This window comes from Rhodonellum sp., from assembly GCF_030656585.1.
Classification (GTDB): domain Bacteria; phylum Bacteroidota; class Bacteroidia; order Cytophagales; family Cyclobacteriaceae; genus Rhodonellum; species Rhodonellum psychrophilum.
On record NZ_JAUSPP010000048.1, the window covers coordinates 1 to 13,344 of the forward strand.

A 13,344-nucleotide genomic window follows, 5' to 3' on the forward strand; every position below is an offset into this window, starting at 1 on the left:
GAATATGAATCCGTAATGGATGATTTTGGTTTTTTGACTGATTATCGAGACAGGTTTTAAGTGGTCAGGGGACACAGACCACGGGTATAATTAACTGACTTGCATCCAGATGCTATATAGAATCGAATTTTTGATTGCGAATAAGATATCATCTGCCGATCGAAGGTCCCCCTGAAGGGGGATTTAGGGGGTAGATAAAAGACCGAATATGAATCCGTAATGGATGATTTTGGTTTTTTGACTGATTATCGAGACAGGTTTTAAGTAGTCTGTAAGGACACAGACCACGGTTGCGGACAGGTTTTAAGTGTTCTGTGAGGACACAGACCACGGAATAGGGTAGGTTTTAAGTGGTCTGTGGGGACACAGACCACGGACACACACCAATGGGCATTATGATGAAAAGACAGAAAAGAAAATGAGGATTTTGATGCTGATTCAGCGACCACAGGCCCGGGGAGCGGAACTCTTTGCTTCTCATCTGGGGGATGCATTGATCGAGATGGGGCATGAAGTCAGGATGATTACGCTTTTTGAAGGGGGTTTTGACTTGCCTTTTTCGGGAACGATACACCGCCTGAACAGGAATTCCTCCCATCGATTTTTTGATTATGGAGCCTGGAAAGCGATCCATCAGATCCTACTGAATTTCAATCCAGACATCGTTCAGGCCATGGCTGCGGATACGCTGAAGTTCATGGTCTTTTCCAAAATTATCTTTGGATGGAAGGGAAAGACGGTTTTTTACAATGGCAGTGTCATTGGCAGATACATCCGATCCAAACCCGTCAGACTGTTTAACCAATGGCTTTACAAAAGTATCAGTGGAATCGTGGCGGTCAGTAAGGCTTCTCAACTTGATTTTGAAAATCTGTTCTCGTTTCGGTTGCTGCACGAAGTCATTCCTGTCGGCATCCTGATTCCGGAAAAAATCTCCCTGAAAGCTCCTTTGCCTGAGCCGGTGCTGGTTCACATCGGGGGATTTACTTTTGAAAAAAATCATTCCGAACTTCTCCGGGTTTTTTCCGCTTTACTCGCAATAAAGCCTGAATCCAAATTGCTGATGATTGGAGAAGGCCCCTTAAGAAGGCAGACCGAAGAATTGGTGGAGAAAAAAGGCCTTGCGCATGCCGTTTCTTTTTTGGGAGCACATCCCGATCCCTTTGCCCTAGTACCGAAGAATGCAATTTTGGTCTTGCCCAGCAAAATAGAGGGAATGCCTGCTGTGATCGGCGAGGCATTTATTCACCGAATTCCTGTGGTCGCCTACGATGTGGGTGCTGTGTCGGAATTGGTGGTGCCTCATCAAACAGGCTGGCTGGTTCCGGCCAATGATTCCATAAAGATGCTTGAGGCAATTTTGGAAATAACGGAGTTGAGCGAAAATTCCCTTTCCGGAATTTTGGATGCGGCCGAACAGTTTGCCCGAGAAAATCTGGAATTGAAACGGGTTGCCATGCAATACGAGGGGTTTTATTCACGATTGCTTTTTGTAGACAAAACATAATCCGGATACCATTGAGAATAATTCAACTCATTACCAGAAAGCAGAGAAGGGGAGCGGAGATTTTTGCTTGTCAGCTTGGCTCCGCCCTAAAGGCCAAAGGACATGAAGTGCAAGTGCTGAGCTTGTTTGATGGGAGTGGGGATTTGCCTTTTGCCGGTGAGGTGAAGCGTATTCATGCGGATTCCAAAAAGCGTTTTTACGATTGGAAATCATGGAAAAAACTGGCTGAGTTTGTCCGGGAGTTTAAACCTGACATCATTCAGGCCAATGCCTCCGAGACACTGAAGTTTGCGGTACTTTCTCAATTGATATTTGGTTGGAAAGTTCCAATCGTTTACAGAAATGCCAATCAGATCAGTGGATTTCTAAGGAATGGATTTCAGAAAACCTGGAACAGATTTTTACTGGAAAGGGTGGCCGGAATTGCCTCCGTATCAGAGGCCTCGGCGATTGATGTGCTTCAGACTTTTCAACTGAAAAGTAAACCGATTCGGGTGATTCCGATTGGAATTGATTCCCTTGAGATTGATCAAAAGCGAGGGGAAGAAGCCAACCTGAAACTTCCAGAAACTTTCCTGATTCAAATCGGGGGTTGGGTTCCGGAAAAGGATCCGCTGGGGATGATTGGTGTTTTTGAAAGACTCGCTGCGGATTTGCCTGATCTGCATTTGGTTTTTATGGGATCAGGATCTTTGGAAAAAGAAATGAGGCAAAGGATCCAGAAATCTGATTTTTTGGAAAGGATTCACCTGAACCCAAATCAAGCCAATATCTTCCCGATTTTAAGCAAGGCTACCGCCTTGGTTATGCCGAGCAAGATTGAAGGCTTGCCCGGGGTGATTTTGGAAGCCATGTATTGCGGAGTTCCGGTGATCGCCTACGATGTGGGCGGCATCGGAGAAGTTCTCCAAACCGGAAAGACAGGTTTCCTTGTCCCTAAGAATGATACATCTGCATTTGGTCAAGCCATTCACGGCGTATTGACTCATGATCATCCTTCCCTCACTCAAATCCTTCAGAATGCCAAAATCCTTGTCGAGGAGCAGTATACGATCCAAAAAGTGACGGATCGTTTTGAACATTTTTATAGGGAAGTCGCCAAGAGCTTTGAGGATCGGAGGAAAAAGTAAATAACGCTCTTCCTTCCGCCAATTTTCACAATCCAATCTCGCCCTTTTCAGGGCTTTTTTTATGTCCAAGCCATTGCGCTGTTCGGGAGGTACAATCTTGAACCCAAAATATGCATAAGGCTTCTTAGGAGATTGAAACCGAAAGAAAATCAGACAATTTGGAGACCAATTCCTGATACCGATAGGGTGAAGTCAAGAAAAGTCAACAACTGATTAATTATCAGATAAATACAGTGTTGAATGGCATTCGCAATTCATAAAACAGGTTGAACAGCCTTCTCTCTTTGGGTGCCGCTAACCACAGCCCTGCTATTTCTCAACTTTGGTACAGAGGGGTATGGCTTTGGTCGCTAAGGACATGGGTATGGTCCCTCTTCCGAGTGGTGAATTTCTATGCTTTTCAGGGATCCTTCTGTGGAAAATAGCATGGTGAACCCATGGGGTAAAGAATGTGATAGTAAGACACTTGTCGATCAGGACGCCAAAAAACAATCCTCCAAGCCGAAAGCCTCACTTTCTCTTAAGGCATTCATTTCTCCATTGACCTCCTGAAAGAAACGAATACCAAGGATCATGAAAACCAATTGTCCGGCATGCAGTTTCTCCTCAGGATGAAATTCCACTTTACCCAAATGGTCTGTTTCAATGCCGACAGGTAAATAGGGGATATTCTCCGCCAAAAGAATAAACTCCGCCAATCCATCCTCCTCCAAACCCACCATTGCAATCCGGATTTGAGAGTGGCTTGCTGCTTTCGGAACAGCTACCGTTGTTCCCATTTCAGAAAAATCCACTGTATAGCTTTTTTGGAATTCGTCAAAATGAAGATGGGGAACCCCGCCGAGGATGTCCTTCAAAACTTCCGTCCCAAACCTAAAGCCCTTCATTAAGTCGAGGTTGCCAAACGAGATTTTTCTTTCCCCCGGGCCATGGGTGGGGTCTGTCCGCAGTACCTTTTGAAAATGGGCAGTCATCCTGCTTGGCAGATAGCCTTTATCCATTTCAAACATCAGGGGCAGGATTTTTCTCCTCAATCTGGAACTCACGCGCGACGCCTGACCGAATTCCTGCCCAGCCCTCCGCGATCCTTCAAAATTTTTGGAAGTTTTGAATGTCTTCTTGCTGATTCCAGGTGTTTTCCGGGCAAAATAGGTCCCGTCCTTCCGCATATAAAATGTGACACCCCCTACACTTCCGGTTAACTTGATGATACCTGCTTGTCTGGCCATGCTGATCTGGTTTTGCTTGGTGAAAAATTAGCCTTCAAGATAAAAAAAATTCACGGTTCCCTAATAGGAAAGCCACATTAAAACCGCATCAACTCCGTGTTAAGTCCGTGATTTTGGGAGGATTGACACCCGGTCTTGGTGCTAGAAGGCTATGGCTTTGGTGTAGCCAAGGTTTAAAGGAATGGTTCCTTTTTCGAGATGCAACTTTTTATGCCAATACAGTCCGGAATATTCCTTCAGTTTTTCAAGTTCCAATGCCAATAGTATGAAGTCCTGTTTCATCCAGCTTTTTTGTGCTTCAATTTGGCCGTGCATATTGGAACTTTCTGTAAATTGTTCGACAGTGTATTTCCCAGCCTCTCCAAAAAATAGCGTGCATCCTATTTGAAATGCTGCCAATCAAACCCTATTTCCGATCTTCCAATATTCTTTTAATTGTCTCATTCATCTGCATCATCGTCTCCATCATTTTCATCATGACCTCGACTTGATTTTTGTCAGCAAAATTAGTCTTTACATTTCCAGTGATTGAGAATGGAGAATTTGTCAAGTTTTCAATAATGTAACCTGGATTGGCTGTAACGATCTGAAGGGGATCCACATTTAAAAATTCAGCAACTTTTTGGATCAGATCAATGGTGATTTTGCTTTCCCCTCTTTCATATTTGGTATAGGTCGCTTCCTTGATGCCAAGATGTTCAGCGACTTCCATGGCCTTTCTGTCACGCAACTTTCGAAACGTGGACAGATTCCTGCCGATGTTTTTGTTTTCCAAAACAGTAAACCCGTTGTCTTCTTTCTCCTGCATAATCTTTTATTTCTACTAATTTAATGCCTTATCCGTAATAATTCAATCAAATCAGACGGACTTTTTGGAATAATTTTTAAAACAAGATTAAAAATTAACTCAAACTACTTTGAGCAATGGCTAAACTACTCACGGATAAGTTAATTTCATAAAATATTATTTAGAATTGTACATGAGATTTTTATTAAGGATTCGGACGCAAATGAATGGGCTACCCAAAGACCAAAATAGGCAAAAGTTTGGCTTCATTTTGACCACAATTGACTTCTCTAGGAATCTTTCACTATTCGAAATCCAGAAAAATTTAATCAAGTCTCCGGACTGAAAATATTGTATTGAGTTGGTTGAGTTGAATATAATTTAATAAAATCAATCCTCATTCATCCTACCCACGAGACAAGGCAGTTGAGTTCCTCACGAAAAACTAAAGCTATATCCCTTGTAGCTGTCCTTGCACCCGTAAAGCAATCCTCCCTCCGCTGCAGCGCAGACCGAAGGCTTTACACCCAAAATCAATCTTAAAACAGACACAAATACTTGGATTCCAGACGTTTTTCCGTCCATTTTCCAGGTTGCCCTGTCGCTTCAAAAGATGCCATGAAAAAAAGAACCATTCAGTTCTTAAGGGAACTCCTATGCCATTTCTGTTTGTCCTTTGTCCACAGGGAGCCTTGCCTGGACGATCAGGATAGCGCCTTTTACTTCATTTCGACAGTTGGACTTTTTCCGATGGAAAACTTCCTGCTGGTTTGTTGGGTAGGGGACTTCCCCGAAAAGAGACCTCTGTATCAGTCAGGTGGAAATACAGCCCCATACTTGACATACGGTGGATTTCCGGGTTCATTTGTCCTCCCAACCAAGACCATCAAGCAAATCCAAAAGAACCTGATCAAATCCCCGGATTGATTTTTTAAGGGAGGCGGTACCACCTCTTTTTGAATGGGTATCTAGTTTTGGCAGGTCAGAAATCCCATTTTCTCAAACCTATTCCTTGTAATCAAGCAGCCTGCCCAAGCCAAGCCGACAGCCATTCGAGACTTGCAACCACTCCCTGAAAAGGGGGAGGCTGCGCCTTCGAACAGCGGGCATCATTTTCAAAACTTTACGAATCCCCACCATGAAAAAAGCAATCCAAAACTGCTTCCTGGCACTCCTATGCCTATACCGAAGCCAAACCTCATATACCCCTTCAAGGGGCCATAGGCTTTCCGACCTAAGGGCGGTGGCCTACATCGGCAGGCGGGTTCCCTGCTTGCTGCGGATTCTCCACCGCATCGCCAAAGGGATGGCCCTGATGGCGAAGGCAATGCAAGCCACAAGAATACAATCCAGGCAATTCCTGAAAGCAGTCGCAAGCGATTTGTTCTCCCAGCCCTCACCGGCAAACGCAAGCCCTTCCATTAGGCAATGGACCACGTTTGCCAGAACCTCTAAAGTCCCCTTCGGGCGGATACCATCCCCCAATCCACATTTGGAGGATCAACAAAAAGAAAGTGCAGGAAACTCAAATCCAAAGCATCCGGATCCCAGGGACGGTCATCAATCCATTAAAATTCCCTTTCAAAAACACCTTTCCGCTTCCATTCCACAGCATTTAAACTAAACTCCTTACACGATGAAAACATATACCTTCTTTTTTATCCTGGCCTCCCTGTTCGTGTTCACAGGCCAGTCCATTGCCCAGCAAAAAGTTGCTGTTCACCCAGGGGCGGAGTCTGCGGACTCCGTGCCCACTGGGGTGGGGGCGTCTGCTCCGGTGGTGTTATATGGGGAGATTTCTGATTTCCCCGCCATTGAGAATATCAATATCAGAATTTTCAGGTATCCCATAGGCGATGGAAGAAAAGACCCAACAGGAAATTCATTTGACATCACCACAAGAAAAGGGGAGATATTGAATGGGATCACCCCGATGTATGATAGGATGTTTGACCTCTTGGTCCCTGATATGGATTCTCCGGCATTTATGACTATTTCAAATGAGAATACGGTTTTCATGGAGAATTACCTCATAGAACCCGGCGACAGTATAAAAATCAGGTTCGACCTGAGAAAGAACCGGGTTGTTTTCGGAGGTCCCGCAGCACCAAAGTTCAGGTGCCAGCAAGAACTGGAGGTTTTGTACTATGCTCAGCAGTTGGAGAAGCCTGTTACTCCTTTGTTTTTTACCTCTCAAGAAATTTGGAATGATCCGGATGGGACAGTGGCCCTTCAGAATACATCCTTCGGAAGAAAAGTCATCCCGCTGACCAAACCCGAGACCGCACTTGAAAGTACCCTTAAACAAATTCAGAATTGGGACGACAAGCCTTATCAGGATATCATCAACAGGTACAGGGACCAAATGGGGCCGGTTGCTACCGAGCTTTTATCAACTGAATATTTCGCAAAAACAAGGTACCTCACAGTCTATGAATTTTGCAGATACTTTCTCCCTTTAGCGATAAAGAAAGGTGACCTGAAGTTACTCGATCAACATAGGCAGCTTTTCGAGAATGAAATGAAAAACCTCTTTCCCAAGGATAATAATTTGACCGCCCATTCCCAGCAATTTATAATGCTGAAGGAAATGTTGTTGATGGCAGAGGCAAATCTGTCTTATGCGAAAATTACCGAAATCTGGGAAAGAATGGATGCTGATTTTTTCAGGGATATCCTGATCACCAAACACCTGATGGAAAAATTCAGCACAGACCCTTCTGACAAGTTGTTGCTAGAAAATTCTCTGGACTTGTTGGGAGACAGGGGTTTTCACCGGCTCATCACCGAAATGTATGACAAAACCTCTTTGGGTACAACTATCCCCAATTTTGTGATGACCGATGAAAAAGGGCTGGATTTTGAACTGGAGCAGCTCCGTGGGAAGGTGGTATTGATCGATTTTTGGTTTACCGGTTGCGGGGCTTGTGTCCAAATCAACAAAAACTTCCTGTCCAAGGCAGACTCACTTTTTCAGGGACAACCCGGATTTAAAATGGTATCTGTTTCTGCCGACAAAGACAGGGAAACCTGGATGAAGAGTGTGGTATCGGGAAGATATTCCCCAAAAAATGCCATCCACCTGATCGCAGAGGGTGGGGGAGAAAATGATTTTTTGAAGGATTTCGGGATAAATATTTTCCCCTACATGATGCTGTTGGATCAGCAGGGGAAAATCATAAGGTCAGGGATATTCAATTCGACCCCTAAAGAATTCATTCAACTCATCAGCGACTCTATCCGGGATCTGAAAGCAATTCAATGAAAATTTTAACTAACCTCTTATATGCCATGAAAAAATCAATACTAACCTTTTTTCTTTTGCTGATGGCCAATTTGGCCATGTCCCAGAAAGCCGAAACGCATCGCTTCTTCGGTACTGTTGTGGATTCCCAATCAAAGGAATTCCTTGTAGGTGCACTTATCCAGGTCGGTGACCAAAATCGTTCAGCCGTCTCAAATGAAAATGGTGAATTTTCTTTCTTAATGGAGGAAGGCCATCATACGGTCACGGTCAGGTATCTTGGATATCTAAATTACAGTTCCAAAGTTTTTATCCCGCAACTGTCCAGACTGACAGTTGAAATGGATCCTGCCGAAATGGAAGTCGGTACAGTAGATGTGTTGGCTACGGGTTATCAGAAAATCCCCAAGGAACGGGCCACGGGTTCTTTTGTACATCTGGATAGGGAACTGGTGAACAGAAGAGTAAGCACCGGATTGTTGGAAAGATTGGAAGACGTAACTTCCGGTCTGGTATTCAACCGGGCAGGCTCAGGTAATGATCCGCTCAGTATCAGAGGCAGAAACACCCTGTTTGCCAACACACAACCACTAATCGTTATCGACAATTTCCCTTACGATGGTCCACTGGAAAACATCAATCCAAATGATGTGGAAAACATTACCGTGCTCAAGGATGCCGCCGCAGCCAGTATATGGGGGGCACGGGCAGGGAACGGAGTGATCGTCATCACCACAAAACAAGGAGGAGTTTCCGGGCCTAAATTGAGCTTCAATTCAAATATCAACATTGTAGAAAAACCGGATCTGTTTTACAGGCCCCAGCTTTCTGTCAACGATTACATGGAGGTAGAACAATTGCTGTTTGGTCGCGGGTTCTATTCCGGAAATGAAAATGCTTTTCACAGGCCGCCTTTATCCCCATTGGTAGAAACCCTGATTGCCCAAAGAGATGGGCGTATTTCAGCATCCCAGGCAAATAATCAAATCGCCGCATTCAGGAATTCTGATATTAGAAATGACCTTTCCAAGTATTTTTACAGACAAACCGTGAACAGGCAATACGCCCTGAATCTTACGGGAGGAAATAAAAGACATACCTATGCGATTTCATCGGGATGGGATGACAACTCGGAAAATGTCCAGGGAAACTCAAACTCAAGAATAACACTATCCATGAAAAATAGCTGGAAATCATCCAATGATAGATTTGACCTAGGATTAGGGGTTTACCTGGTAAGACAGAACCGTTCCCAAACCACAGAACTTCCGGGAGGTACATATCCCTACGACAGACTGGTGGATGAAGCCGGTAACCACCTGCCCATAACACAAAAGTACAGTCGTCGCTTCATCGAAGGCCAATCCGTGGCAAGTCTTCTGGATTGGAACTATATCCCATTGGATGAATTGGGCAGGAGTTCCATTGACAACAGACAGAATGATTATAGGATCAACCTTTCCACAGGGTATAAAATCACCCAAGGACTTAAGGCTGAATTGCTGTACCAATACTGGCAAAGTGACGGGACCAATGAAAATTTTAGAGACCCTTCCCTGTTTTACACGAGAAATCTGATCAATCAATTCACACAGCACCTTTCAGGCGGTGGCATATCACGGGTTGTGCCAGAGGGCGGAATTATTGATAAGACCAATGAAGGAGCACACAGCCATACCCTTAGAGGCCAGTTGTCCTATAATAAATCATGGAGTACCGATCATGAACTGAACACCATTTTGGGATACGAAATAAAGGACATGCAGGCGGAATCCAATTCGGTTCGCTATTATGGATATGATAAAAGCAGGTCATTGAGTAAGCCGGTTGATCATGTGGGCCGCTATTTGCTTTTTCCTGATGGATACCTATCATCCGTTTTCAATGGGATTGCACACAGTGGGCTGGTGGACAGATTCATTTCCTACTATTTCAATGCCGGATATTCTTATAAGAAAAAACTGGATTTTACCGTCAGTGCCCGTAAAGATGCCTCAAATTTATTTGGGGTAGAGCCCAATCAAAAAGGTGTTCCACTTTGGTCATTGGGAGCGGGATGGACTGTAAGTGAAGAAAATTTCTACACCTGGACAAATTTGCCCTACCTTAAAATCCGTGGATCCTTTGGATACAACGGCAATATTGATAAAACACTGACTGCCTTCACCACTGCCCAGTTTTATACAAATGGAAGCTTTACTCTCCCTGCGGGGGAGCTTGGGGCAAATATCCTGAATCCTGCCAATCCCCTGCTCCAATGGGAAAGGATCCGGATTTATAACTTAGGCTTGGATTCAGAATCAAAAAATGGAAGGGTCCGTGCCGCTGTGGATATTTACCAAAAAAACGGATACGATCTGATCGGAGACACTCCGTTGCCACCATCTACAGGGGTGTTCAGATTTAGGGGGAATACAGCCAACACCAGAAGCAAAGGCTTGGATCTCGACGTTCAGACACTCAACCTTACCGGTAGAGTCAGGTGGCAAACCAATTTCTTATACAGTTATATCCATGAAGAGGTGACCGGCTATTACTATAAGGGAGCAGCGATCAATTATTTGGAATTGGGAAATATTCCCTTGGAAGGAAAACCGCTCTTTGGAATGTACAGCCTTCCCTGGGGAGGATTGGATCCTGCAACCGGAAATCCTTTGGGAATACTGGAAGGTGAACCAAGTCAGTCATATGCTGAAATTTTCAACAATGCCTCGCCTGAAACGATCCAGTACCACGGATCAAGAAGACCTACGTCATTCGGCGCATTAAGAAATACTCTGGTCTGGAATAATTTTTCCCTTTCGGCCAATATTTCTTTCCGGATGGGATATTACTATCGACGGGAATCGGTTAGGTACAATCCGATTCTCCAAAGTCAGGGAGGACATCCGGATTATACCGCGAGATGGCAGAATCCTGGTGATGAATTGTCAACCAACGTTCCTTCAATGCCCGCCACATTGAATGCTTTGCGAGACAATATGTATAACTATTCTGATGTATTGGTGGAAAAAGGAGACCATATCAGGTTGCAGGATATCCGAATCGGATATACCCTTGACAAAACGAAAATGTCAAAACTTCCATTCCAAAGAGCAGAAATCTACGGTTATGCAAACAACATCGGGATTTTATGGAAGGCCTCTGACGATCCGCTGGATCCTGACTTTAGAACCATGAGACCTTTGAGAAGCATAGCACTCGGCCTCCGGGTTGATTTCTAAACATCCAGATACTATCAGAGAACAATAATCTTGACCAGTGTTCAATAACACTCCCTGTCCGTCTTACTTATGTATAACCATGCTAAACTAGGGTTGCAGTGTCCTTATCGCTGTGGCGGACAGGGTTTTTTGAGGAAACAGGGGTTGAGAATAACCAAATATCACATACCAAATACTAAAAAAAGGCCTGCCGTCCAATTCCTCATAAGGTTTTTAGTTGACGATTAACCGGAATGTGGCTTTCGGATGCACAGACGGTGACGAAATCCTATTAGGCAGGACGGCCGGTGCTTGTACCACCGGCCACCTTTTCCATTTCACAAACCTATTTAAGTAAACTTAAAATACCTGTACTTCAATTTTTCCTAACAAATAAAAATGATTCTATCATGAAAATACAAACCATATCAACACTCATCGTTTTGCTCTCATTAGGATGGATTTCCGGATGTGATGGGTTTTTGGATGAAAAACCAAATAAAAGTATTTCAGTCCCAGAAAGTATCGAAGACCTTCAAGCCCTGATGGACAATGTCAATATTTTCAATTACAATACCATTTTGGATATTGTGGCCGCAGATGAATACTATATCACTGAGGCTGGCTTTACTTCCTTCACATCGACCCAGATTCAGCGAACCCATTTGAGGGAATTTGACACAATGTTTGAAGGAATCGAAATCGCTACCGAATGGCAGCGGTTTTACCAACAGGTTTTTTATGCAAATATCTGTTTGGAGACTGCAGGTACGATAACTCCAAAAAATCCCGGTGAAAGGGATGCCTTGAACAATGTAATCGGTTCAGCCAGATTTTTGAGGGCATATTCAATGTTCAACCTGATCAAAAATTATGGACAACAATACCTGGCGGAAACTGCGGGCGGGATATTGGCCATCCCCTTACCTAAAAAACCGGATGTCAATCACTTTTCTGAGTTTGAAACCCTCCAAAACGGCTATCAATTTATCATCGATGACCTCAGAGCCTCCCTGAACAGCCTGCCCGAGAATCCCAAATACAAGAGCAGACCATCAAAAAAAGCAGCGTATGCCATGATGGCTAGGGTTTATCTATCCATGAACGATTTTGATCGGGCCTTAGAAAATGCAGATTTGGCACTTTCGTCCGGCATTGAAATACTGGACTTCAACAAGATCACTTCAAGTGCAACTTATAAAATACCAATGGCGAACCCTGAAGTGATTTTCCATTCAAATGCCTTGCAATTCAATTTTGGAACAAACCAACAGACGAGGATAGATACCCTTTTGTACGACACCTATTCCGAAAATGATCTGAGAAAGGATATTTACTTTATCCGAAGAAACCATGGCGGATTCAATTTCAGGGGAAGTTATTCAGGGAGTTTTCATTTGTTTGGAGGATTGACGGATGGCGAGTTGTTATTGATAAGGGCAGAGAGCAACGCCCGGAAAGGGAATTTTGACAGCGCTAAGGAAGATTTATTCTACCTGTTGAAGAACAGATACAAAGAAGGGGCTATTGATCACGGAGACTTGATCCCAGATTCAGAAATATTGGATATTGTAATGGCGGAAAGAAAAAAAGAACTTGTATTTAGGGGGTTAAGGTGGTCGGATCTCAAAAGGTTTGCGGCGATGGATGCCTCCCAGGTGAATTTGATCCGGATTTTGGGCAATCAGCATTTTGAGTTTAATCCTACACCGGATAATTTTACTTTTCCGATTCCACAGGAAGAAATCAGATTGCGATAAAAACTCAAAAAAAGGTGATCCCCAAAACGGGGATCACCAATTAACCTGAAGCAAATTTTGAATTATTTTTTACTTCCCATGTACACAAATCTGCCGTTTGGAGACTGAGGATGCGGGGTGGTAGCCTGTGGGTTTGAATAAATACAAGTTTCCGTGATTTCAAGGTTACAATTGTACTCATTACTTCCCAGCTCCACCGCTATCGGTAAAGCCTCAGGGCTTTCTTTTCCCCAAACTGTCTCTGAACCGGACATCGGCTCGGTAAAAGCAAAGGCAAATACCGCAGCCAACATCAATACGCCTCCCCGTAGGAGGACTTTCATTTGATTTTTCATAACTTTAAAGCGTTAAATGTGTAATTTATCTCCGGTCGTTTTGGCCTGCATGCCTTCCGAGAGGGACGGCCGGATTTTTTTGCCCCCTGCTGTTGCCGGGAAGCCACCTGGTAGCTTCACCGGCCTGTTATGTTTTTTTCACCCAATTA

The 13,344-nt window shown here is 44.0% G+C and carries 12 protein-coding genes; 7 read left to right on the forward strand and 5 right to left on the reverse strand.

Translation table 11 applies throughout. The features are described 5' to 3' along the window. Positions 1–418: 418 nt before the first annotated feature. Together Q7J63_RS12195 and Q7J63_RS12200 are read left to right on the forward strand one after the other, a co-directional pair. Positions 419–1,507, forward strand: a complete 1,089-nt coding sequence (locus Q7J63_RS12195; RefSeq protein WP_304886445.1) for a glycosyltransferase — start codon at positions 419–421, stop codon at positions 1,505–1,507. A gap of 11 nt (positions 1,508–1,518) precedes the next feature. Further along, positions 1,519–2,637, forward strand: a complete 1,119-nt coding sequence (locus Q7J63_RS12200; protein WP_304886447.1) for a glycosyltransferase family 4 protein — start codon at positions 1,519–1,521, stop codon at positions 2,635–2,637. 473 nt (positions 2,638–3,110) lie between these two features. On the opposite strand, the gene Q7J63_RS12205 is transcribed toward Q7J63_RS12200, so the two are convergent. From Q7J63_RS12205 to Q7J63_RS12220, 4 genes are all read right to left on the reverse strand, one after another. Next, positions 3,111–3,866, reverse strand: a complete 756-nt coding sequence (locus Q7J63_RS12205) for a hypothetical protein (protein ID WP_304886449.1) — start codon at positions 3,864–3,866, stop codon at positions 3,111–3,113. A gap of 141 nt (positions 3,867–4,007) precedes the next feature. After that, positions 4,008–4,265 carry a hypothetical protein gene (locus Q7J63_RS12210; protein WP_304886451.1) on the reverse strand — a complete coding sequence of 86 codons (258 nt, stop codon included), beginning with the start codon at positions 4,263–4,265 and terminating at the stop codon, positions 4,008–4,010. 7 nt (positions 4,266–4,272) lie between these two features. Beyond that, positions 4,273–4,674 carry a helix-turn-helix domain-containing protein gene (locus tag Q7J63_RS12215; protein WP_304886453.1) on the reverse strand — a complete coding sequence of 134 codons (402 nt, stop codon included), beginning with the start codon at positions 4,672–4,674 and terminating at the stop codon, positions 4,273–4,275. Between the two features lie 414 nt (positions 4,675–5,088). Next, a complete protein-coding gene (locus Q7J63_RS12220) occupies positions 5,089–5,238 on the reverse strand; it encodes a hypothetical protein (protein WP_304886454.1) in 150 nt (49 codons plus the stop codon). A 33-nt stretch (positions 5,239–5,271) separates the two neighbouring features. On the opposite strand from Q7J63_RS12220, the gene Q7J63_RS12225 reads away from it, so the two are divergent. The 5 genes from Q7J63_RS12225 (at position 5,272) to Q7J63_RS12245 (ending at position 12,860) form a co-directional block, all read left to right on the forward strand. Beyond that, positions 5,272–5,580: a hypothetical protein gene (locus Q7J63_RS12225; protein WP_304886456.1), complete on the forward strand. Its 309-nt coding sequence runs from the start codon at positions 5,272–5,274 to the stop codon at positions 5,578–5,580. Positions 5,581–5,791: 211 nt separating this feature from the next. Continuing rightward, on the forward strand, positions 5,792–6,277 hold the full coding sequence (locus tag Q7J63_RS12230; protein WP_304886458.1) for a hypothetical protein: 486 nt from the start codon (positions 5,792–5,794) through the stop codon (positions 6,275–6,277). Positions 6,278–6,289: 12 nt separating this feature from the next. Then, on the forward strand, positions 6,290–7,918 hold the full coding sequence (locus tag Q7J63_RS12235; RefSeq protein WP_304886460.1) for a thioredoxin-like domain-containing protein: 1,629 nt from the start codon (positions 6,290–6,292) through the stop codon (positions 7,916–7,918). Positions 7,919–7,944: 26 nt separating this feature from the next. Then, on the forward strand, positions 7,945–11,121 hold the full coding sequence (locus Q7J63_RS12240) for a SusC/RagA family TonB-linked outer membrane protein (protein WP_304886462.1): 3,177 nt from the start codon (positions 7,945–7,947) through the stop codon (positions 11,119–11,121). A gap of 389 nt (positions 11,122–11,510) precedes the next feature. Continuing rightward, positions 11,511–12,860, forward strand: a complete 1,350-nt coding sequence (locus Q7J63_RS12245; RefSeq protein WP_304886464.1) for a RagB/SusD family nutrient uptake outer membrane protein — start codon at positions 11,511–11,513, stop codon at positions 12,858–12,860. Between the two features lie 62 nt (positions 12,861–12,922). Here the strand turns inward: Q7J63_RS12245 and Q7J63_RS12250 are convergent, their stop codons facing one another. Continuing rightward, a complete protein-coding gene (locus tag Q7J63_RS12250; RefSeq protein WP_304886466.1) occupies positions 12,923–13,195 on the reverse strand; it encodes a hypothetical protein in 273 nt (90 codons plus the stop codon). Positions 13,196–13,344: the final 149 nt, after the last annotated feature.